General features: G+C 64.9%; 18 protein-coding genes. 15 read left to right on the top strand and 3 right to left on the bottom strand.

Translation table 11 applies throughout. The features are described from left to right. Positions 1-11 precede the first annotated feature (11 nt). Positions 12-1,379: a phosphomannomutase/phosphoglucomutase gene (locus HMPREF2559_RS03275; RefSeq protein ID WP_066485340.1), complete on the top strand. Its 1,368-nt coding sequence runs from the start codon at positions 12-14 to the stop codon at positions 1,377-1,379. Between the two features lie 213 nt (positions 1,380-1,592). Here the strand turns inward: HMPREF2559_RS03275 and HMPREF2559_RS03270 are convergent, their stop codons facing one another. After that, a complete protein-coding gene (locus tag HMPREF2559_RS03270) occupies positions 1,593-2,948 on the bottom strand; it encodes an FAD-dependent oxidoreductase (protein WP_066485343.1) in 1,356 nt (451 codons plus the stop codon). A 380-nt stretch (positions 2,949-3,328) separates the two neighbouring features. Between HMPREF2559_RS03270 and HMPREF2559_RS03265 the strand changes: the two genes are divergently transcribed. The 4 genes from HMPREF2559_RS03265 to HMPREF2559_RS03250 are packed head-to-tail and all read left to right on the top strand — an operon-like array spanning position 3,329 to position 7,049. Then, a complete protein-coding gene (locus HMPREF2559_RS03265; protein WP_066485349.1) occupies positions 3,329-5,011 on the top strand; it encodes a nitrite/sulfite reductase in 1,683 nt (560 codons plus the stop codon). Beyond that, positions 5,011-5,262, top strand: a complete 252-nt coding sequence (locus HMPREF2559_RS03260; RefSeq protein ID WP_066485354.1) for a hypothetical protein — start codon at positions 5,011-5,013, stop codon at positions 5,260-5,262. The genes HMPREF2559_RS03265 and HMPREF2559_RS03260 overlap by 1 nt, the downstream gene beginning before the upstream one ends. 13 nt (positions 5,263-5,275) lie before the next feature. Further along, positions 5,276-6,061: a sirohydrochlorin chelatase gene (locus HMPREF2559_RS03255; protein ID WP_070539525.1), complete on the top strand. Its 786-nt coding sequence runs from the start codon at positions 5,276-5,278 to the stop codon at positions 6,059-6,061. Between the two features lies 1 nt (position 6,062). Next, entirely contained in the window at positions 6,063-7,049 is a 987-nt protein-coding gene (locus tag HMPREF2559_RS03250) for a sulfite exporter TauE/SafE family protein (RefSeq protein ID WP_083297760.1), read from the top strand. Here the strand turns inward: HMPREF2559_RS03250 and cobA are convergent. Continuing rightward, on the bottom strand, positions 7,019-7,744 hold the full coding sequence (cobA, locus tag HMPREF2559_RS03245; RefSeq protein WP_083297759.1) for a uroporphyrinogen-III C-methyltransferase: 726 nt from the start codon (positions 7,742-7,744) through the stop codon (positions 7,019-7,021). The two genes, HMPREF2559_RS03250 and cobA, sit on opposite strands and share 31 nt — an antisense overlap. A gap of 26 nt (positions 7,745-7,770) precedes the next feature. Between cobA and HMPREF2559_RS03240 the strand changes: the two genes are divergently transcribed. Continuing rightward, positions 7,771-8,904, top strand: a complete 1,134-nt coding sequence (locus HMPREF2559_RS03240) for a hypothetical protein (RefSeq protein WP_066511649.1) — start codon at positions 7,771-7,773, stop codon at positions 8,902-8,904. Between the two features lie 21 nt (positions 8,905-8,925). Next, positions 8,926-10,125, top strand: coding sequence for a mannose-6-phosphate isomerase, class I (gene manA / locus HMPREF2559_RS03235; protein WP_070539521.1), 1,200 nt, complete (start codon positions 8,926-8,928; stop codon positions 10,123-10,125). A 110-nt stretch (positions 10,126-10,235) separates the two neighbouring features. Here the strand turns inward: manA and HMPREF2559_RS03230 are convergent, their stop codons facing one another. Then, a complete protein-coding gene (locus HMPREF2559_RS03230) occupies positions 10,236-11,129 on the bottom strand; it encodes a hypothetical protein (RefSeq protein ID WP_068801494.1) in 894 nt (297 codons plus the stop codon). A gap of 96 nt (positions 11,130-11,225) precedes the next feature. On the opposite strand from HMPREF2559_RS03230, the gene HMPREF2559_RS03225 reads away from it, so the two are divergent. The 8 genes from HMPREF2559_RS03225 (at position 11,226) to secA (ending at position 21,350) form a co-directional block, all read left to right on the top strand. Further along, positions 11,226-11,576: a DUF4259 domain-containing protein gene (locus HMPREF2559_RS03225; RefSeq protein ID WP_066485392.1), complete on the top strand. Its 351-nt coding sequence runs from the start codon at positions 11,226-11,228 to the stop codon at positions 11,574-11,576. A gap of 290 nt (positions 11,577-11,866) precedes the next feature. Then, positions 11,867-12,505, top strand: coding sequence for a dTMP kinase (locus HMPREF2559_RS03220; RefSeq protein WP_066485393.1), 639 nt, complete (start codon positions 11,867-11,869; stop codon positions 12,503-12,505). 209 nt (positions 12,506-12,714) lie between these two features. Continuing rightward, positions 12,715-13,416, top strand: coding sequence for an MtrAB system response regulator MtrA (gene mtrA / locus HMPREF2559_RS03215; RefSeq protein ID WP_066485394.1), 702 nt, complete (start codon positions 12,715-12,717; stop codon positions 13,414-13,416). An 81-nt stretch (positions 13,417-13,497) separates the two neighbouring features. Next, positions 13,498-15,147 (top strand): MtrAB system histidine kinase MtrB, encoded by a 1,650-nt coding sequence (gene mtrB, locus HMPREF2559_RS03210; RefSeq protein ID WP_083297761.1) that lies wholly within the window; start codon positions 13,498-13,500, stop codon positions 15,145-15,147. Beyond that, entirely contained in the window at positions 15,144-16,892 is a 1,749-nt protein-coding gene (gene lpqB, locus HMPREF2559_RS03205) for an MtrAB system accessory lipoprotein LpqB (protein ID WP_066485411.1), read from the top strand. The genes mtrB and lpqB overlap by 4 nt, the downstream gene beginning before the upstream one ends. Before the next feature lie 288 nt (positions 16,893-17,180). Continuing rightward, complete coding sequence (locus HMPREF2559_RS03200; RefSeq protein ID WP_230384196.1) at positions 17,181-17,711, top strand: ComF family protein; 531 nt, start codon at positions 17,181-17,183, stop codon at positions 17,709-17,711. Positions 17,712-17,916: 205 nt separating this feature from the next. Continuing rightward, a complete protein-coding gene (gene hpf, locus HMPREF2559_RS03195) occupies positions 17,917-18,582 on the top strand; it encodes a ribosome hibernation-promoting factor, HPF/YfiA family (RefSeq protein ID WP_066485415.1) in 666 nt (221 codons plus the stop codon). Between the two features lie 206 nt (positions 18,583-18,788). Beyond that, on the top strand, positions 18,789-21,350 hold the full coding sequence (gene secA, locus HMPREF2559_RS03190) for a preprotein translocase subunit SecA (RefSeq protein WP_070539519.1): 2,562 nt from the start codon (positions 18,789-18,791) through the stop codon (positions 21,348-21,350). Positions 21,351-21,580 lie beyond the last annotated feature (230 nt).

The raw sequence follows: 21,580 nt of genomic DNA, 5'->3' as shown, positions 1-21,580 counted from the left end.
ACTTGGGGCTTATGCGAACTCGTGAACAGCTCAATGCAGTGATTAAGGCTTATGACGTGCGTGGCGTCGTGGGCGAGGATATCGACGAAGACCTCGTTCGGGACACGGGTGCGGCGTACGCGTCCATCCTGCGCGGCGAGGGTGAGACCACCGTCGCCATCGGCCACGACATGCGCCCGTCCTCGCCGGCGCTGTCCCAGGCTTTTGCGGAGGGCGTCGTCTCCCAAGGCCTCGACGTCATCAAGCTGAATCTCACGTCCACCGACGAGCTGTACTTCGCGGCAGGTTCCCTGAACCACGCGGGCGCGATGTTCACCGCCTCCCACAATCCGGCCAAGTACAACGGCATTAAGCTCTGCCGCGCTGGCGCCGTGCCGGTGGGCCAGGAGACCGGTCTGGAGACCATCAAGGACATGCTCGTCGAGGGCGTGCCCGCTTTCGACGGTGCGCCTGGCACCATCACCGAGCGCGAGGTCCTGCCGGACTACGCGGAGTTCCTGCGCGGCCTGGTGCCGCTCGAGGCGTCCCGTCCGCTCGTCATTGCTGCCGATGCCGCCAATGGCATGGGTGGCCACACCGTCCCCGAGGTATTCGAGGGCCTGCCCTTCGACCTGCGCCCGCTCTACTTCGAGCTCGACGGCACGTTCCCTCACCACGAGGCCAACCCACTGGATCCGAAGAATCTCGTCGACCTGCAGAAGTTCGTCGTCGAGCAAGGCGCCGATATCGGACTGGCCTTCGACGGTGACGCGGACCGCTGCTTCGTCGTGGACGAGAAGGGCCACCCGGTGAGCCCCTCGGCTATCTGCGCGCTCGTTGCAGAGCGCTACCTCAAGAAATTCCCGGGTGCGACGATCATCCACAACCTCATCACCTCGAAGACGGTGCCGGAGATGATCGCGGAGAACGGCGGCAAGGCCGTGCGCACGCGTGTGGGCCACTCCTTCATCAAGGCTCAGATGGCCAAGGAGAAGGCCGTCTTCGGTGGCGAGCACTCCGCGCACTACTACTTCCAGGAGTTCTGGAACGCGGACTCCGGCATGCTCGCCGCGATGCACGTCCTGGCGGCCCTGGGCGAGTCCGACAAGCCGCTCTCCGAGCTCATGGCGGACTACTCTCGCTACGAGGCCTCCGGTGAGATCAACTCCACCGTCGCCGACCAGAAGGCAGCGACGCAGGCCGTGCTCGACGCGCTGGCTGACAAGATCGAGTCCGTTGACGAGCTCGATGGCGTGACCGTGCAGCTCAAGGACACCGAGGCCTGGTTCAACGTGCGCGCCTCCAACACCGAGCCGCTCCTGCGCCTCAACGTCGAGGCCAAGACCGCCGAGGAAGTCCAAGCAATCGTTGACGAGGTCCTCGCCATCATTCGCGCGTAGCTCGCTTCGCGCCGCTCGCCGCCGTCCTGGTTTCCAGGCCGGCGGTTTTGTGTACTGTGAGTTTTTATCATCTCAGGCCCTCGCTGTCGGCCTGAAGCCATACAACCCAAAGACGACCCCCGTGCACTCGACCGGGGTGCAGAAAATACCGCGCCGCCCCGCCGTCCGCACGAAGCGGACCGCGGGGCGGCGGTGGTGTCGGGGCTGGAAAGCCTAGATCTGGTAGTTGTGCGACTGGGAGACCATGTCTTCCCACTCGACGAACTTCTTGCGCTCGCGGCCTTCGGCCTCGCCTGCGGCGCGCTCGGCGGCATCGAGGTTCTTCCAGCCGTCCCAGGTGAGGTAGTCCACGCTCTTATCCTTGAGCAGCTCGGTGAAGTCCTCGCCGTGGGAGTGGGAGAGCTTGCCTGCCTCATAGTCGGCGACGAGCATGCCGATGGTCTCGGTGGCGTCGGACTTGGTGTTGCCGATAAGGCCCACGGGGCCGCGCTTGACCCAGCCGGTGGCGTAGAGGCCAGGGACGACCTCGCCGTCGAGGGAGGTGACGTGGCCGCCGTCGTTGTTGATGACGTGGCGGTCATCGTTGAACGGCACGGACTCGATCGGGTCCGAACGGTAGCCGACGGCGAGGTAGACGGCCTGGACCGGCCACTCGGTGAACTTTCCGGTGCCGGAGACGGAACCGTCGCCGTTGAGGGCGGTGCGCTCGGTCTTGATGCCGGTCACCTTGCCATTCTCGCCGAGGATTTCCACGGGCTGCTCGAAGAGATGAATCTGCAGCGTGTGCGGAGCCTCCTTAGGCTCGCGGATGGCGTACTGCTCGAGCACCTGGCACACGAGGTCCTGGGACTTGGAGTTAGAGCGAGCTTCCAGTGAGGCCTCGTCGTAGTCGATGTCTTCTGGGTCGACAACGACGTTGATAGTCGGGGAGTGGTCGAGCTCTTTGAGCTCCTGCGGGGTGAACTTTGCCTGGGCTGGGCCGCGGCGGCCGAAGACGCGGACAGTCTCTGCCTTGTTCTTCTTCAGGGACTCGTACACGTTGTCCGCGATCTCGGTGACGTGGAGCTCGTCGCCCGTCTTCGCGAGGATGCGGGCGACGTCGAGGCCAACGTTGCCCACGCCGACGACGGCGACCTCGGTAGCGGAGAGGTCCCAGTCACGCTTGAAGCGCGGGTTGCCGTCGTAGAAGCCCACGAACTCGCCGGCGCCGTGGACGCCTTCGAGGTCGACGCCTGGGATGTTGAGGTGGCGGTCGCCCACGGCGCCCGTCGCGAAGACGATAGCGTCGTAGTAGTCCTGGAGTTCCTCGACAGTCACGTCGCGGCCGACGTGGATATTGGTGAGCAGACGGATCTGCTCGGTTTCCATGACGCGGTGGAGGGACTTGATAATGCCCTTGATGCGCGGGTGGTCCGGAGCCACGCCGTAGCGGATGAGGCCGAAGGGGGCCGGCATCTGCTCGATGAGGTCAATCTGGACGTTGCCGGAGAGTTTCTTGACGAGGATGTCGGAGGCGTAAATTCCGGCAGGGCCAGCGCCAATGACGGCGACGCGCAGGGGTGAAGTCATGAAAGATCCCTTTCCACAGTGGTCTCGTGTCTAGTGCTTCGGTGCGCAACTAGACGTATCTGTTCATAAATATATCCATCATAGTGCCGAATGCCCAGGCTAGGGGCATACGGTATGCGCGTCCTATTGAACTCATCTTTGCGTGGGTGGGCAAGTCCCCCAATTTCATTCGTCCCAAAGTGGCAGGTAATACGGTATGAATTTTAAAGACCAAGCTGTCTATATTGTTTGAACCATGTTGTTTCACTAGCGTGGTTGCCAATCCAGTTGTGGCGTGGGCCATATATCCCGCGCCGCCGGAACGACAAAAACACAGCACAACGCACGTGACCGCCACTCGCACACGGCGGCATCGATGAGCATTCAGGAGACAGCACCCCATGACGACCGCGACCCGCGAGCGCACGCCCCGCACAAGGAAAAAGAAGCCGGAAGGCCAGTGGAAGATTGACGGCACCGAGCCGCTGAACCAGGACGAGGTCATTAAGCAGGAGGACCCGGGCCTGTCCGCGCGCCAGCGCGTCATCGACATTTACTCCAAGGAGGGCTTTAGCTCCATCCCGGCCGAAGACCTGGCGCCACGCTTTAAGTGGCTAGGCCTCTATACCCAGCGCAAGCAGAACCTAGGCGGCGAGCTCACTTCCACGCTGAGCAATACCGAGCTGCAGGACGAGTACTTCATGATGCGCGTGCGCTTCGATGGCGGCCGCGTCACCCCGGAGCAGCTGCGCACCGTGGGCGAGATTTCGCGCGACTACGCCCGCTCGACCGCGGACTTTACGGACCGCCAGAATATTCAGCTGCACTGGATTCAGATCGAGGACGTCCCCACTATCTGGGAGAAGCTGGAGAAGGTGGGCCTGTCCACGCTCATGGGCTGCGGTGACGTCCCGCGCGTCATCCTCGGCTCGCCCGTCGCCGGCGTCGCGGAAGACGAGATTATCGACGGCACCTGGGCTATCGACCAGATTACGGAGAAGTACCTGCTCTCCGACGACGTGCAGAACCTGCCCCGCAAGTTTAAGACCGCGATTTCCGGCAACGCCCGTCAGGACGTGACGCACGAGATTCAGGACATCGCCTTCGTCGGTCGCGAGCACCCCGAGCTCGGCAAGGGCTTCGACTGCTTCGTGGGCGGCGGCTTGTCCACCAACCCCATGCTCGCGCGCTCGCTCGGCGTCTTCGTCCCGCTTGAGCGCGTGCCGGAGGTCTGGCACGGTGTGGTGAGCATCTTCCGTGACTATGGCTTCCGCCGTCTGCGTAACCGCGCGCGCCTCAAGTTCCTCGTCGCCGAGTGGGGCATCGACAAGTTCCGCGAGGTGCTCGAAACCGAGTACCTTGACGCGCCGCTCGAGCGCGCGGAGCCGGTCGCCCCGCACCTGGGCAATCGCGACCACCTCGGTGTCCACAAGCAACAGGACGGCAACTACTACGTGGGTGTCAAGCCGACGGTCGGCCACGCGACGGGTGAGCAGCTCATCGCCATCGCGGACGTCGCAGACCGCTTCGGCGTCGAGCGCATCCGCACCACGCCCATGAAGGAATTGCTCTTCCTCGATATCAAGGAAGAAGTCATCGAGCCGCTCAAGGCTGCGCTTAATGAGACCGGCCTGTACCCGGAACCCTCCGAGTTCCGCCGCGGCATCATCTCCTGCACCGGCCTGGAGTTCTGCAAGCTCGCGCACGCGACGACGAAGGCGCGCGCCATCCAGCTCGTCGATGAGCTCGAGGAGCGTGTGGGCGACCTCGACGTGCCGATTTCCATCTCGCTCAACGGCTGCCCTAACGCGTGCGCTCGCTCGCAGGTCTCCGATATCGGATTCAAGGGCCAGACCGTCACGGACGACGAGGGCAACCGCGTTGAGGGCTTCCAGGTGCACTTGGGCGGCGCGCTCGGCTTGGGCGAGGAGGCCTGGGGTCGCAAGCTGCGCGGCCACAAGGTCATCGCGGATGAGGTGGGCGAGTACGTCACCCGCGTCGTCACGAACTTCAAGGAGAACAGCGAGCCCGGCGAGCAGTTCCGTGACTGGGTCGTGCGCGCCGACGAGGAGCTGCTGAAGTAATGCGTTTCCGCCGCGAGCCCAACCCGAACCGCAACCACCCGGCGTACTGCCCGTACTGCGCGTCCGAGTCGCTCTTCCCGGATGAGGAAGGCGATTTCGCGTGGCGCTGCAGCGCGTGCCTGCGCGTCTTCTCCGTCATGTTCCACGGCCAAGACGACGCCCCCGTGGCGGCGTCCGCCACCCCGTCCGCTGCCCAAGCCCTGCAGGACTCCCTGCGCCGGCACGGACATTCCGCCCGTCCCCAGTCATAAAGGATTCCCCGTCATGGCGATCATCGTCTTATCCCACGGTTCGCGGCACCCTGCCGCGGCCGGTGCAGTAGAGGAGCTCGCCCGGGCTACCGAAGATCTCACCGGCGAGGTCACCCGCGCCGCGTACTTGGACTTCACCGCGCCCACGCTTGCCGATGCCGCCCTCACGCTCGCCTTGGCCGGCGAGACGCAGGCAACGGTCGTTCCCTTGCTCTTTACTGAGGGCTACCACGCCCGCGTGGACGTGCCCACGGTTGCGGCGGAAGCCTCTGAGCTCACCGGCGTGGACTTGCGCGTCGCGCCCGTGCTGGGCACGGGTTCCGATATCGCGGCGCTGCTTGCAGCTCGCGTGCACGATCCGAGCGCGCACCTCGTGATCTATTCCGTGGGTTCTTCGAATGCGCAGGCCAACGCCGCTGTCGAGCGGCTCGCGGTGCGCGTGGGGGATCTCACGGGGCAGTCGACCTCGTGCATCTTCGCCACGAAGGCGGCGGGCACCCCGTATGGCCTGGCCGGCGTGGATGCCCAGTGTGCGACGCATGGCAGCGCCGAGGTGCTCCCGCTCTTCGTCGCGCCGGGCCTGTTACTTGACCTGCTCGAGCCGCGCGGCGTGCATCGCATCGGAAAGACCTACGACGGCGGCGTTCCTGAGCCCCTCGGCGCGGCACTTGCGCCCATTGTCGCGGCCCGTGCGCGCGGTGGCGCCCCCGGGGTGGGCCATGCCCGTCACAGCGGACAAGTCGCCCCCGTGCGCTTCCCGTTGCGGGGCCACGCTACCTCTGTCACAGTAAGGAATTAATATGCGCACGCTTATTCTTATTGCACTGGCGGGCTTCGCCGCGCAACTGGTCGACGGTGGCATTGGTATGGGCTTTGGCGTCACGTCCACGACGGTGCTGTTGCTCGCGGGCCTTGGCCCTGCACAGGCGTCCGCCATCGTGCATGCGGCAGAGTTGGGCACCACGTTGGTCTCCGGTGCCTCCCATTGGCGCTTTGGCAACGTGCACTGGCCCACGGTGGTGCGCCTTGGCGTGCCCGGCGGCATTGCCGGATTCCTGGGAGCGACGGTCCTGTCGCGGATCTCCACGGATGCGGCGGCGCCGGTGACCGGGGCCATCCTCACTGCGATTGGCTGCAACCTCGTGTGGCGCTTCTCGCGCGGCCGCGTGCGCCGCGACCCTCAGGCCGGACGCATGCATTCGACGCCCTTCCTCATTGGGCTGGGCAGCGTGGGTGGCTTCGTCGACGCCACTGGTGGCGGCGGCTGGGGCCCGGTGTCCACGTCGACACTCATGGCGATCGGCCGCGAGCAGCCCCGTCGCATTGTGGGCACGGTGAGCGCCTCGGAGTTCCTCGTGACCTTGGGTGCGACGCTCGGTTTCGTGCTGGGACTGTGGGACGAGATCGTCGCGCACGCTGCGGCCGTCGCGGCTTTGCTCGTGGGTGGCGTTATCGCGGCGCCTATCGCAGCGTGGCTTATCTCGCGTATTAACCCGGTCGCGCTGGGCGGGGTGGTGGGCACGGCCATTGTCGTGCTCAACGTGCCCAAGGTCGTCGATGCGCCGGCGTGGGTCCTCGTGGCCCTCGGCGTGGTGGGTGTGACGCTCACCGTCCGCGGCACGCTGGCCTACCGGGCGGCGCGCAAGGAAGCGGATACCGTGGAGCCTGCGGCGGACGAGGGAGAAGACGACGCTGCGCGCGAGGGAGAAGACGACGCTGCGCGCGAGGGGGCATCGGCAAGCGCGCGGGAGTATGCCTACAGTCCGGCGACCTCGCCGATGACGTAAACGGCGGGCGGGGCGATGGCCTCGCCCTCCATGAGTGCGCCCAGCCCCTCGAGCGTGGTGCGGAAGGTGCGCTCACCCGACATGGTGCCCTCCTGAATGACGGCGACCGGGGTAGACCCGGGACGACCGCCAGCCAGGAGGGCCTCGGCGATTTTCCCGGCGTTCTTCACTCCCATGATGACGCTGAGCGTGGCGCCGGAGCGGGCGAGCGCCTCCCAGTCCACGAGGGACTTGGGATGGCCGGGGGCGAGGTGGCCGGAGACGACCGTGAAGGCGTGGACGACGCCGCGCTGGGTGACGGGCACGCCTGCGAGCGCCGGGACGGAAATCGCGGAGGTGACGCCGGGGACGACCTCGCAGGCAAGGCCTGCGTTCGTGAGCGCCTGCAGCTCCTCGAAGCCGCGGCCGAAGACATAAGGATCGCCGCCCTTGAGACGCACGACGCGCTTGCCGGCGCGAGCGTGCTCGATGAGCAGCTCGTTGATCTTCTCCTGCGAGATGGATTTCCTATAGGGGAGCTTGGAAACATCGATGATCTCTTTCTCGGAGGTATCGAGGAAATCCTCGAGCTGTGCGGCAGGCCCGAGGTGATCGGCGAGGATGACCTCTGCTTGCTCGAGCGCGCGCAGGCCACGGACGGTGATGAGGTCCCATGCGCCGGGGCCGCCGCCTACCAAAATCACAGGATGTGTCATGGGAGATCAGTATAGGGTGGGGGACCATGAACACTTCGAACTGGGAGGACCGCCCCGAGCTGGGCGGTGACGGTTCTCACGAGGCTGCGGAGCCGGGATACTGGTCTGGTTCCAGCGACTATGACCCGGAAACCGTCCGCTTCTTCGACGTCGCGCACGAAGGCGCCCAGGTACGCGTCTTGTCGGGGGCAACCTCCGCCCTGGAATCCTTGCTCTTTGGTGCGACACCGCGCGCCGTCGTCCTGCTGCCCACGGACGCTGTGGCGCGCGCGTGCGCGCAATGTGTGGCGGACCAGCAGACCGGTGTTCCCGTTGTGGTGACGCAACAGCTGCCCGCCTTCGTGGGAGCACTCGACACAGTGGTCGTGCTGGGCGAGCGAGGCTCCTGTGACTGGGCCTCGCAGGCGCTGCTCACCGCCGCGCGGCGCGGTGCGCAGACCGTGTACTTGGGCCCTGCGCGCGGCCCGCTGGCCGAGGACGCTCGAGACGCAGAGGGCACGCTTATCATCGAGGCCCTGCCCACGGCCGAAGGAACCTCGCCCGCGCGCTATATCGCGGGACTGGAGGCTATCTTCCATGCCTTCCATCAGCCGGCGACGGTGACCACGGAGTACCTCGTGGGGCTGGCGGACGAGCTCGACCAGGAACTGGAGACGCTCTCCCCGGAGCGTGACGCGGCGGTCAACCCTGCGCGTGCGCTGCGCAACGCCGTGGAAGGAACGCACGTTATCCACACTGGCGGTGCCGTGGCGCAGGTCGCCGCGGCGCTGTGGGCGGCAGGCGGATTGGGCGGCACCTACGTCGAGCCGGAGCTGGTCCCGGCGGTGCTCGAGCGCCGCGCCGCGGAGAGCACGGGACAGGGCGCGGATCGCGCCGACCCGTTCTACGATCCCTTCCTTGACGGTCCGCCAATGGTACTGTCAAAGGTGCTTATCTGGGATGGCGCACCCGAGAGCCCGCAGGGCTTGGCGGGTGCCCCGAGTCAGGATTATCCTATGGCGTCGGTTGAAGAACCGGATTCCGCTGAATATTCCGGTTCCAGCGCGTCAACGACGCCGCCCACGTATATCGCAGTCACGGCTTCTACGGCCGCAGCACATCCCTTGCAGTTGCTTGTGCGCGCCCTAGCCGCGACAGCTTTTCATGCCTCCGAGCACTAGCTCGGATTGAGAGGAGACTTCATGGACAAGATTGTCCCTGCCGCACGCCGCTATTCCTGGGGCTCACGGACGCTCATCCCCGAGCTCGTGGGCTCTGAGCCTTCGGGCCAGCCCCTCGCCGAGCTGTGGTACGGCGCCCACCCTGGGGATCCCTCGACGATCGCGGAGACGGGCGCGCGCCTTGACGAGGTCATCGACGCGGACCCGCGCAGTGTCGCACCGTGGGCCGGCGGCCTGCCGTTCCTCATGAAGATTTTGGCAGCAGACGACGTCTTGTCCTTGCAGGCGCACCCCTCACCGGAGCAGGCCGCGGAAGGCTTTGCCCGTGAGAATGCGTTGGGCATCGCGCTCGATGACGCGAAGCGCAACTACAAGGACGGCTCCCACAAGCCGGAGATCATCATTGCGCTCAGCCCCTTCTACGCCATGGCGGGCTTCCGCCCGCTGGCGCGCACGCGCGAGCTCTTCGCTGCTCTCGAGTGCCCGGAGCTCGACCGCTACCAGTCCATGCTTTCGCCGGAGGAGACCCCGGACGCGGAGGAAGGTAACCTGCGTGCGCTGTTTACGACGTGGATTACCATTCCATCTGCCGCACGCCGCGAGCTCATCGACGCCATCGTCGCTGCGGCCCCGCGCGTGCCGGAAGGCTGGATGTCGCGCGTCATGGATACGGTCCTCCACATCAACGAGCAGTACCCGGGCGATATCGGCGTGCTGGGCGCGCTGTTGCTCAACCACATCGAGCTCGCGCCGGGCGAGGCTGTCTATCTCGACGCAGGCCAGCTCCACGCCTACGTCCACGGCCTCGGCGTGGAGGTCATGGCGAACTCGGATAACGTGCTGCGTGGCGGTTTGACGCCCAAGTACGTCGATGTGCCCGAGCTCGTCAAGGTCCTCAAATTCGCCGCGCTCGAGGAGCCGCGTGTGCACCCGCAACAGCTGGGCGATGGCCTTTCTGTGGCCGCCACGGTGGCCGAGGAATACATCACCCCGGCCGACGAGTTCACCGTCGACCGCTACGAGTTGCCGGCTGGTGCCACGGGCACGCTCAACCCCACCGGCCCGGCCATCGCGCTGTGCACGCACGGCACCGTGACGCTGGGTGAGACCTCTCTGGCTCCGGGCGAGGCCGCTTGGCTGCCCGTTACGGACGGTCCCGTCACGGTCACCGTTGACTCCGCTGCCGCCGCCCCGGCACAGCTCTTCGTCGCGCGCGCCTAGTTCGCGCCTCGTTCCGGTCGCGTACGGCGCCGCACACGCCCATGGCCCCGCTGCCTTTCCTTCGTTGACAACGAAGGAGACAGCGGGGCCGAATGCGTTCTTGGTGCGCGCTAGTTGGCCAGCTCCGTGGGCTCTTGCGGATCCGCCTGCGTGGTCGTGTGCACGCCGGTGGTCTCAGCGGTGGGGGAGTCAGCCGTGGGCTGTGGCGAGTCGGCGCTCGTGGGTTCGTTCGCCGGCGAGGTGTGGCCGTTCGTGGCGGTCGTCGGCGTGTCTTGCGTGCTTGTGGTCTCCGTGGGCTCGACCGGAGTGGTCTCGTCCGTCGAGGTAGCAGGCGTGTCCTCGTCACGCGTGGGGCCTTCTGTCGGCTTATCCGTGGGGATCTCAATGGTGGGCCGCGGCGTCGGCTGCTGTGACGTGGGCGCATGGGTGGGCGCCGGAGCCGGGTCATCAGACCTGGACGTGGAGTCGCGTGGGCTAGGCGCGGGGGCCGGCGCATTGGTGGGCAAGGTACCAATGGAAGTCGGCGCGCCCGGGTGCAGGTCGCCCGTCACCGCGGTGATGACAGTCGTGGGGGCCGCAGTCGCACCAGGCGCCATGGTGGCGGGAATCTGCGTCCGTGCCGAGGGGCCGCGGGTTGACGTGGGCAGGACGGTGCCGTCGCTGATATTGCCCGGGCGGTAATACGTGGTGGGGTTGGCATCCAGCTTCTTCGTGTTGAACACGGCGTTTGGTGCCAAGAAAGGGTCATCCGCCAGCGGTGCCACGTTGCGGCCAGACTTGCTGCTATCACCGGTTTCCGTGGCGTAGACGTGGTCGTGCACATCGTCACCCGCAGCTTGGGTGCTGCGTAGGTCTATGTCACCGGCGCCGACGGCCTCATTCATGGCAGGATCAGAGGAAGAGGACCCTGGGGTCCCGAGGCGCCACACAACTGCACCGATGCCGGCGGCAAGAAGCACACCGACAACGATGAAGATGAGCGCGCGGCGCGTATCGGCTTTCACCTGCGGTATTCCTCTCGTGACATGACTGTGGTAACAAGTTGGTAACGACAATACCATGGTCGCCGTCTGGCCTAGACCTTTGATAAAGGAGAGAATATGAGTACCTGGGATGAGCACATCCTCAGCTCTGACGTGAATACAGACTTCCTCGATGAGCTGGCCGACCTCGAAGATGAGGATATCGTGGAGGCCGTGCGTGACGCCGTTATGCTTGCTGCCAGCGGCGATGCCTCTGGTGACGAGGAAAGCAACGGCCTTGCTGCGGCGACGATCGCCGCCATTTGGGCCGGCGCGCCTTTTACGGCGGGGGAGATCATTACCGAATACCCGTTCATTCGTTCGCTCGCCGGTTCTGGCGACGAGGAACTACATGAAAAGGCTGCGGAGCTGCTGGAATCCGTTGAGGATGAGGTGGATCTCGAGCCCTTCACCGAGGCTTTGTCCTAGGGACCGCCGTGACACGGCGCGCGAGGGCGAATAGTCGCTCGGAGTGCGCCGGAGCGGGGATTACACCGTTGTATGCAGGGCAGAAGGCTGAACGCATGGGGGGTGTCAACGTCTCTCGCGAGCTACCCCTCTGTGGCTCGAGGCTATCGCTGTACGCGGTGTCGTTGCGCCGTATAGTGCGGGGAGGATATCGCGCGCACGCTGAAAATGCCGCGCGCACGAATCCGCACGAAAGCTGTGCAGGAAAGCTGTGCAGGAAAGCTGTGCAGGACAACAGGGAAAGGAACGCCATGATTGTCGCCATCGAGGGAATCGACGGAGCGGGCAAGAACACTCTCGTCGGTCGCCTACGTGAGGCACTCGACGTGCCGGTGCGCGTCATCGCCTTCCCGCGCTACGAGGTGTCCATTCATGCGCAGCTCGCACGTGAGGCGCTCTATGGGCGCATGGGGGATATGACACAGTCGCCGTACGCCATGGCGACGCTTTTTGCGCTCGACCGCTGTGGCGCGCGCGACGACATCGCGCCGCGCGACGGGGAGCTGGTCATACTCGACCGCTACGTCGCGTCGAACGCTGCGTACTCCTCCGCGCGCCTGGGCGGCGCCGAGGGCAACCCTGAAGTCGTGCAGTGGGTCTACGATCTGGAGTTCGGCCGCTTGAAGCTTCCGCACCCGGACCTGCAGATCTTCTTGGACACGGACGTGGCCCTCGCAGCCGAGCGTGCCGCGGGTCGCGCCGCACAGGACGCGACGCGCGCTAAGGACGAATACGAAAAAGACGACGCGCTGCAGGCGCATACGGCCGCAGCCTACCGGCGCCTGGCCGCCGCAGAGTGGGGCGGGCCGTGGCTTGTGACCAGCGATGCCGACCGCGTCATCGAGGCCGTGCGCGCGCTTTTCGGCGCTGGCAGCGAGGACGCGATCTAGGCGGCCCTGAAAGTCCCAGCATGGGGAAGGCACGCGCGCCGCTCATCGCGCGGGGCGCTCCGATCCGACATACTGGGTAGGAAACGCTGCATGCCCTCAGTGTGCGACCACGCCGGTTGGCGGGAGGTCGCGTGCCACTGTGGGTGGGCAGTGCGGGATAGAGGCGCTGTGCAGGCAGCGCCACATTTGAGAAGGAGACGAGGTTTACTGTGGCCCCTAAGATTTTGGTCGTCGACGATGATCCGGCAATCTCGGAAATGCTCACTATCGTCCTGGAATCGGAGGGGCTTGAGCCCATTGCCGTGACCGACGGCGCGCAAGCCGTACCGGCCTTTGAGGAGCACCAGCCGGACCTCATTTTGCTCGACCTTATGCTCCCCGGCATGAATGGCGTGGATATCTGCCGCGCCATCCGCCGCACCTCCTCAGTGCCGATCGTCATGCTTACCGCGAAGACGGACACCGTCGACGTCGTGCTGGGCCTTGAGTCCGGCGCGGATGACTACATCACCAAGCCCTTCAAGCCGAAGGAGCTCGTCGCCCGTATCCGCGCCCGCCTGCGCCGCACGGAGTCGACCTCCCAGGAGCTCATCGAGGTCGGCGACCTCATCATCGACGTCCCGGAGCACACCGTCCGCCGCGTCGATGGGGAGGAAATCTCGCTTACGCCGCTCGAGTTCGATCTGCTCCTTGAGATGGCCCGCAAGCCCGGCCAGGTTCACACCCGCGAGGAACTGCTCGAGTCCGTGTGGGGCTACCGCCATGCTTCGGACACGCGCCTTGTCAACGTCCACGTCCAGCGCCTGCGCGCCAAGATCGAGCACGATCCGGAAGACCCGCAGATCGTCCTCACCGTGCGCGGCGTGGGCTATAAGACCGGCAAGGTCGGTGCCGGTGCAGCTGGGGAGTAAATCATTCTCACTCGCTTAAGCCGGATCAAGGACCGGTTCCTCGACTCGTGGCGCTCCTCCCTGCAGGTGCGCTTCATTGGCATGATTTTGGCCGCCTCCTCGGTGGTCATGCTCATTCTTGCCTACGCGCTCATTTCCGTCCTCACACAGCGGCTCATCGACCAGAAGCTGTCCGCGGCAGAGCAGGAAATCGATCGCGCCCGCATCACGGTCGAGCAGCAGATCAGCGCCACCGGAACCGGCAATTCCGTGCAGGTGCGCATCAATTCGGCGCGCGCGTCGCTCACCCAGCTTGGCTCGGATGGCGAGTCCCACGCGGCCTTCGAGCCCGTCATCGTCGTCCAGAACTCGGACGGCACGCAGACCACCTCGCCCGAGGGGTACCGCATCCCAGATAACTTGCGCAGCCTCGTCGCCCAGGACCAGATCGCGTATCAATTCACGAATATCGATCAGGCCAACGGTGGCAACTACAACGCGCTCGTCATGGGTACCCCGGCACACGCGGATATCCCCGGCACGCAGGTCTACATCGTGCTGTCCATGGAGTCCGAGGAATCCACGATGGCGCTCATGCGCGGCCTTCTGTCTGCCGCCGCCGTCGTGGTCGTCGTCCTCCTCGTCGGCATTGCCTGGCTGGCCACCCAGCAAGTCATCGCGCCGGTGCGCTCGGCCTCGCGCATTGCCCAGCGCCTTGCCGCCGGCCACCTGCGGGAGCGCATGGTCGTTGAGGGCGAGGATGAGATGGGCCGCCTTGCGTCGTCCTTCAACGACATGGCCGAGAAGCTGTCCAAACAAATTACGCAGCTTGAGGAGTACGGCAACCTGCAACGCCAGTTCACCTCGGACGTCTCGCACGAGCTGCGTACGCCGCTCACCACGGTGCGCATGGCCGCGGACCTCATTGCGGCGGACGCTGACTCGCTCGAGCCGCACACGCGCCGTGCGACGGAGCTTATGACCCGCGAGCTTGACCGCTTCGAGGCGCTGCTCGCGGACCTCCTGGAGATTTCCCGCCACGACGCTTGCGTCGCGGATCTGTCTAAGGCCCAGCTCGACGCCCGCAGCTGCGTCGACTCCGCCTGGCAGCAGACCTCGCATCTGGCCGAGGAACTCGGCGTCGAGGTGCGCTTCCACGTCCCAGACGACCCGGTCACGGTCGAGGGCGACTCGCGCCGCATCGAGCGCATCCTGCGCAACCTGCTCGCCAACGCCATCGACCACTCGGAGGGCAACCCCGTTGACGTCGATATCGCGGAGACCGAGGACGCCGTGGGCATCGCCGTCACGGACCACGGCGTGGGTCTCAAGGACGGCCAAGAAGAGCTCGTCTTCAATCGCTTCTGGCGTGCCGATGCCTCGCGCGTGCGCCACTCCGGCGGCACGGGCTTGGGCCTTGCCATCGCGCGCGAGGACGCCGTCCTCCATGGTGGCTCGCTCGATGCCACGGGCATCTTCGGCGTCGGCTCCCGCTTCCGCCTTATCCTGCCGCGTACCCCAAGCGCCGAGATTGACCATGATCCCATCGCCCTCGAGCTGCCGTCTGTGCAGGCCGAGCTTGCCGATGCCCCCTCCGACGGCTCGGCCGAGGGCTCCACGCTGCAGGCCACGGCGTCAGCCGCCTCAGCCAGCGCCGACCTCGACGACGAGGAGCCCGAGTCTCCCGGCCAGATGCGGAAGCCGGAAACGCTGGCGGAGAAGGCGACCCGATCCGAGGAGGAGAGCGAATGATAGTGTTCCCCAACCCGCGCCACCGCACGTCGCTTTACCGTCCGGCACGCACCGTGTTGGCAGTGGCTAGCGTCGTGGCCCTTGCTGGCTGCTCGACGCTGCCGTCGAATACCGCGCCGCAGGTGCTGCGTTCTTTTGCCCCTCAGCAAGAAGCCGTGCCCGTGGTTGGTCCGCAGCCGGACCAGGAGCCGGACCTGCTGCTTCGTGACTTCTATCGTGCCTCGGCCATCCCCAGTGGCGACTATGCCGCGGCACGCGCCTTCCTCACGGATGATGCCACGCAGTCCTGGGATCCCCGGGGCTCGGTGCTTCTCGTTGACGCCATCGACTTGAACTCCGCGTCTGCGGCAGCCGAAGCCGACACCGAGGAGCGCGCCTTCGCCGTGCGTGGCAACGTCATCGGGTCACTTGAGGACGGCGGCGCCTACCGCGCGGAAAATGGCGCCTATGAGGCGACGGTGAAGATGAAGATGGTGGATGGGCAATGGCGTATCTCCGATCTCCCCGCCGGCGTCGTCATCGAACGCAACGAGCTGCGCAATCAGTACCAACCCGAAAGCCTTTACTTCTTCGACCGCGACCAGCGCTCGCTCATCTCGGACCGCCGTTGGGTATTCTCCGGCAGCGACGCCTTGGACTCGCAGCTCATCACGCTGCTCATGCAAGGCCCGTCTGCTACGCTCGCGCCCGCCGTGACCACGCTCACGGGCAACGACGCGGCCTTCGCCGGCATCGAGGACGGTGCTTACCGCTTTACTGGCCTGAGCGGTCTCGATGAAGAAGAGCGCGTGCACTTTGCCGCGGAGCTCGTGTGGACGCTGTCTAACGCGGGCGTCGCGGGCCCGTACAAGGTCATCGCCGATGGCGCCGCCCTCGTCCCGGGCATGGTCGAGATGACCACGGATGACTTTGCCGAGTACAACCCGCGCGCAGCGGCGACCGAGGCTAGCAACCTTTACGCCCTCAACGGCGGCAATATTTTGAGCGTTACCGGCACCATCGCCACTCCGGTGGGCGGCTTAATGGGGCGCAGCGGCCGACTCGAATCTGCGGAAATCTCGACGGAGGGCACCGTCGCGGCTGTCACGCAGCTCGGCGACGGTAAGTCGCAGCTGCTGATGGGCGATCTCGATGGCACGCCGCAGCGTTCCGTGGAAGCGGACACCATCTCGCGGCCGTCCTTCGAAAACAGCGGCGAGGCCGCCTGGGCCGTCGTCGACGGCAAACGTGTCTCGCGCTTCGTGCAGTCCTCCGCTACGGGCCGCATCGTCGAAACCGAAGTCGATACATCGGCGCTCGACGATATCGACGGCGAAATCTCCGTGTTGCGTCTGTCTACCTCAGGTGCGCGCGTCGCGCTCATCATCGGCGGCAAGATCTACACCGGCGTGACCGTGCGCGAGGACGGCGGCGCCCACCGCATTGCGAACGTCACGGAAATCGCCAGCGAGTTGCGCGGCATGGCCCTGTCCCTCGACTGGCAGCCGGATGGCTCCCTCGTCGTGGGCACCTCGAGCCCCGACACTCCGGTGTGGCGCGTCGAGCAGGACGGCTCCGCTGTGTCCACGTTGCCCAGCGGCAATATCACGGCGCCGGTCGTCTCCGTCGCCGCGACGCAGACGACCATCTTCGCCACGGATGCACACGCCACGCTGCAGGTCTCCGCGGAAGATTCCACCTCCGCCTTCTGGCGCGAGGTCCCCGGCCTCCAAGGCATGCGCTCGGCGCCCATTGTCGCGAAGTAGCGCTTCGTCGCGCTCGGGCACCCCGAAACCCTGGCTGCGGCTCCCATGCGTTCAGCGCGCGCATGGTGGGCTTTTGGCCTAGTCTTGCGGGCAGCAGAAGAATTCATGGGGTGAAGGATCATGGGGTGATGATTGGTGCTGGGGAATCTTCTTTCGGGGCTGGGGGAGTTGGTCATCCCGCGCTCGTGCGCGGGCTGCGGTGCGGCGGGCGATGTGTTGTGCGGACCGTGTCGGGAGAAGCTGCGCGCCACGCCGCGGCTTATCAGTCACCGTCCTCGTACCCTAGGTATGCCGGTCTTCGCGTTGGGGCCGTACGACCGCATGCGCCGGTCACTCATCGTGGCGATGAAGGAATACAACAATCAGACGGTGCGTGCCTACGTGGGTGCCGTGCTGGCGGCCGCTCTTCGGTACCTTCACGCACGAGGTGAGATTCCCCACGAGCTCGTGCTCGTTCCCGCGCCCACACGCGTGCGCTCTGCACGCCAGCGCGGCGGCGACCCGGTGCTCCATATGTGCGAGCATGCTGCGCGTACGCTCGCCGAGGCGCCGGGTGCCGGGCTACGCGTGCAGGTGCTGGCGTGCCTGCGTATTCGCTCCTCGGCCGCGGATCAGTCCCGTCTTGACGCGGATGCGCGCTGGGAGAATATGGCCCATGCCATCGAGCTGCGTCCGAGCAGCCGCGCGCAGCTGCGCGGGGCGCACGTCGTGCTGGTCGACGATGTCGTGACAACGGGTGCGACGTTGGCGGCATCGGCAAGCGCTGTGCGTGGCGCGGGGGCCCTCGTTCGGGCAGGGCTGACGCTGGCAGACGCCTGAAAGCACCGAATGGTGGCACCCGATAGGGGGATCCGTGAAAGCCATGTTATGACCACTGCTACAATGAGGGGTGTCACAAAGAGTTCCACCTAAATGGCCGAGTCACAGAACTTGGTGCAGGAATTCCGGTACTCATCCGGGACGTTTGCCGCAGGTGGAGGTCTCGTGGTTCATAGTTTGTCCCCATCTACTAGGGAGGAAGTCAATGACCAACCCACAGGTCGAGTCCAATGCACAGGTCACCATCACTGGTCGTAACGTCGAGGTTCCTGAGCACTTCGCAGAACGCGTGAAGAGCAAGCTGGCCAAGATTGAGCGCCTCGATCCCACGCTGACCTTCTTCCATGTGGAGCTGCAGCACGAGCCGAACCCACGTCGCGACGCCGAGGCAGAGCGCCTGCAGATCACCGCGACTGGCAAGGGCCACTTGGCTCGCGCCGAGGCTAAGGAGGACTCGTTCTACGCTGCGCTGGAGACCGCTTTGGCAAAGATGGAGCGCTCCCTGCGTAAGGTCAAGGTCCGCCGCGAGAAGGTCAAGTCCGGCCACCGCGCTCAGAAGGGCACCGGCGAGCTCGCAGCTGAGTTCGTTGCCGAGCAGGAAGCTGCCGCTAAGGCTGCACAGCAGGATCGCTACGTCGATCCGTACGCTGAGACCATTGAGGAGCAGCGTCCGGGCCAGATCGTTCGTACCAAGGTGCACGCCGCTGTTCCGATGAGCGTCGACGATGCCCTGTCCGAGATGGAGCTGGTTGGCCACGACTTCTACCTCTTCATCGACGAAGAGACCCAGCGTCCGTCCGTCGTCTACCGCCGCCACGCGTACGACTACGGCATCATCTCGCTGAGCGACGAGGTTGAGGCTGACAAGTAAGTCACCCTTCAATTCCTACCGCCCGTTTCCGGCACCACGCCGGGGCGGGCGGTAGTCTAGTTTTCGTTGTTTGCTGCGGCCCGTTCCGGTCGCCGCGATCCACGGCCCCGCGGCGTACCGTACCGCTCGCGCAGGGCCGGCACTCCATGCGCGTATAATCGCATGGAAGTTAACTATTTTTTGCCGCGACAAGAAGGACTTTTTACGTGTTTGGACTCTCCAAGCTGCTGCGCGCCGGTGAAGGACGCACCGTCAAGCGTCTCGACAAGATGGCACAGCAGGTCATGGACCTTGATGAGCAGTACTCCGCACTGACCGATGAAGAGCTCAAGGCAAAGACCGATGAGTTCAAGCAGAAGCTGGCGGACGGCGCGGAGCTCAACGATATCCTCCTCGACGCCTTCGCCACCGTGCGTGAGGCTGCCTGGCGCGTGCTCGACCAGAAGCATTACAAGGTGCAGATCATGGGCGGTGCCGCCCTGCACTTCGGCAACGTCGCCGAGATGCGCACCGGTGAGGGCAAGACCCTGACCTCGCTGCTGCCGGCTTACCTCAATGCACTTGAGGGTAAGGGTGTTCACATCGTCACGGTCAACGACTACCTGGCTAAGCGTGACGCGGAAATGATGGGCCGTGTCCACCGCTGGCTCGGTCTGTCCGTGGGTGTCATCCTCTCTGAGATGCGCCCGAATGAGCGCAAGGAAGCCTACGCTTGCGACATCACGTACGGTACGAACAACGAGCTGGGCTTCGACTACCTGCGCGACAACATGGTTCGCACGAAGAACGACATCGTTCAGCGCGGCCACAACTTCTGCATCGTCGATGAGGTGGACTCTATCCTGATCGATGAGGCGCGTACCCCGCTCATTATTTCTGGCCCGACGGATACGAACTCCCAGTTCTTTAACGTCTTCGCACAGCTTACGCCGCGTATGCGTGAAGGCATTCACTACGAGGTCGACCACAAGAAGCGCACCGTGGGTGTGCTCGAGGAAGGCGTCGAGTTCGTCGAGGATCAGCTCGGTATCGACAACCTCTACGCTCCGGAGCACTCGCAGCTCGTGTCCTACCTCAACAACGCGCTCAAGGCTAAGGAGCTCTTCGAGCGCGACAAGGACTACATCGTCCGCAACGGCGAGGTCCTCATTGTTGACTCCTTCACCGGCCGTGTCCTGGCTGGCCGTCGCTATAACGAGGGCATGCACCAGGCCATCGAGGCCAAGGAAGGCGTCGAGATTAAGAACGAGAACCAGACTCTCGCAACCGTCACGCTGCAGAACTACTTCCGTCTTTACGACAAGATCTCTGGCATGACCGGTACCGCTGAGACCGAGGCTGCCGAGCTGCATTCCACCTACGGTCTCGACGTTGTGCCGGTGCCGACCAACCGTCCGAACCAGCGTATTGACCACTCGGACCGCATCTACAAGACACAGGAAGCGAAGTTCGCAGCCGTCGTCGACGACATCGTCGAGCACGTCGAGGCCGGCCAGCCGGTCCTCGTCGGTACTACCTCCGTCGAGCGTTCCGAGTACCTGTCGCAACTGCTCAAGCGTCGCGGCATCGAGCACTCCGTTCTTAACGCAAAGCACCACGAAGAAGAAGGCAAGATCGTTGCCCGCGCTGGCCGCCCGGGCACCGTCACTGTCGCGACCAACATGGCCGGCCGCGGTACCGATATCGTGCTGGGTGGTAACCCGGAAGTTATCCTCGACGACAAGCTACGCGAGCGCGGACTTGACCCGTTCGAGGATGCAGAGCGCTACCAGGAAGCGTGGGACGCCGAGATCGAGGAAGAGAAGGCTCGTTCCAAGCGCCTCGGCGACGAGGTGCGTGAGGCCGGCGGTCTCTACGTCCTTGGCACGGAGCGTCACGAGTCCCGCCGTATCGACAATCAGCTGCGTGGTCGTTGTGGCCGCCAGGGCGACCCGGGCGAGACCCGTTTCTACCTGTCCATGCGCGACGAGCTCATGGTCCGCTTCGTGGGTCAGTCCATGGAGAACATGATGAACCGTCTTAACGTCCCAGACGACGTTCCGATTGAGGCAAAGATGGTCTCCAACTCCATCAAGGGCGCACAGGCGCAGGTGGAGAACCAGAACTTCGAAATGCGTAAGAACGTCCTCAAGTACGACGAAGTGCTCAACGAGCAGCGCAAGGTTGTCTACGGTGAGCGTTACCGCATTCTCGACGCGGGCGACATCAAGGACAATATTCGCAAGATGATCGACGAGACCATCTCCGCGTACGTTGCTGGTGCCACCGCCACCGGCTACGTCGAGGACTGGAACCTCGAAGAGCTGTGGAACGCCCTTGAGTCCCTCTACGGCCCCTCCATGGATTACCAGTCGCTCATCGACGGCACCGAGTACGGCTCCGCCGGCGAGCTCACTGCTGAGCAGCTGCGCCAGGCTCTCGTGGACGACGCGAACGCCCAGTACGACCAGCTCGAAGAGGCTATCACCGCCATCGGCGGCGAGTCGCAGATGCGCAACACCGAGCGCATGATCATCCTGCCGATCATCGACCAGAAGTGGCGCGAGCACCTCTACGAGATGGATTACCTCAAGGAGGGCATTGGACTGCGTGCCATGGCCCAGCGCGATCCGCTCGTTGAGTACCAGAAGGAAGGCGGCGACATGTTCAATGCCATGAACGACGCTGTCAAGGAAGAGACCGTCCGCCAGCTGTTTATGCTGCGCAAGCAGTTTGCACAGCAGCAGGCCCAGGCCGCCGCTGAGGGCGACGGTACCGTTCAGACCTAAGGCGCATAGCTGGCGAGCGCCGCCAGTCACCCACAACACCCCGCACGGAGTTCCAAGAACATCCGTGCGGGGTGCTTCTTTACGCGCAGCACGCACGCCGATCCAGCGCACACACCCCAGGCCGTGTGGCCTGGGGTTTGGTGAGGGGCTTAATAATAAAAGGGGCTGAGGCCCTAGAACAGTTATGTCCATGAGGTTTTGGACTCCAAGTTCAAAACCTCATGGACATA

The sequence above is a fragment of the Corynebacterium sp. HMSC072G08 genome, from assembly GCF_001809185.1.
Lineage (GTDB): Bacteria > Actinomycetota > Actinomycetes > Mycobacteriales > Mycobacteriaceae > Corynebacterium > Corynebacterium phoceense.
Note: the sequence above shows the minus strand (reverse complement) of the source record. Positions and strands in the feature narration are given on the sequence as shown.

Bases quoted from the DNA above. Each gene is read 5' to 3' on its own strand.
- HMPREF2559_RS03275 (WP_066485340.1), top strand. From the start codon at position 12: ATGCGAACTCGTGAACAGCTCAATGCAGTGATTAAGGCTTATGACGTG.
- HMPREF2559_RS03260 (WP_066485354.1), top strand. From the start codon at position 5,011: ATGCGTTTCCGCCGCGAGCCCAACCCGAACCGCAACCACCCGGCGTAC.
- cobA (WP_083297759.1), bottom strand. From the start codon at position 7,744: ATGACACATCCTGTGATTTTGGTAGGCGGCGGCCCCGGCGCATGGGAC.
- HMPREF2559_RS03220 (WP_066485393.1), top strand. From the start codon at position 11,867: ATGATTGTCGCCATCGAGGGAATCGACGGAGCGGGCAAGAACACTCTC.
- manA (WP_070539521.1), top strand. From the start codon at position 8,926: ATGGACAAGATTGTCCCTGCCGCACGCCGCTATTCCTGGGGCTCACGG.
- lpqB (WP_066485411.1), top strand. From the start codon at position 15,144: ATGATAGTGTTCCCCAACCCGCGCCACCGCACGTCGCTTTACCGTCCG.
- HMPREF2559_RS03240 (WP_066511649.1), top strand. From the start codon at position 7,771: ATGAACACTTCGAACTGGGAGGACCGCCCCGAGCTGGGCGGTGACGGT.
- HMPREF2559_RS03270 (WP_066485343.1), bottom strand. From the start codon at position 2,948: ATGACTTCACCCCTGCGCGTCGCCGTCATTGGCGCTGGCCCTGCCGGA.
- HMPREF2559_RS03200 (WP_230384196.1), top strand. From the start codon at position 17,181: ATGCCGGTCTTCGCGTTGGGGCCGTACGACCGCATGCGCCGGTCACTC.
- mtrB (WP_083297761.1), top strand. From the start codon at position 13,498: ATGATTTTGGCCGCCTCCTCGGTGGTCATGCTCATTCTTGCCTACGCG.
- HMPREF2559_RS03225 (WP_066485392.1), top strand. From the start codon at position 11,226: ATGAGTACCTGGGATGAGCACATCCTCAGCTCTGACGTGAATACAGAC.
- hpf (WP_066485415.1), top strand. From the start codon at position 17,917: ATGACCAACCCACAGGTCGAGTCCAATGCACAGGTCACCATCACTGGT.
- HMPREF2559_RS03265 (WP_066485349.1), top strand. From the start codon at position 3,329: ATGACGACCGCGACCCGCGAGCGCACGCCCCGCACAAGGAAAAAGAAG.
- HMPREF2559_RS03255 (WP_070539525.1), top strand. From the start codon at position 5,276: ATGGCGATCATCGTCTTATCCCACGGTTCGCGGCACCCTGCCGCGGCC.
- HMPREF2559_RS03250 (WP_083297760.1), top strand. From the start codon at position 6,063: ATGCGCACGCTTATTCTTATTGCACTGGCGGGCTTCGCCGCGCAACTG.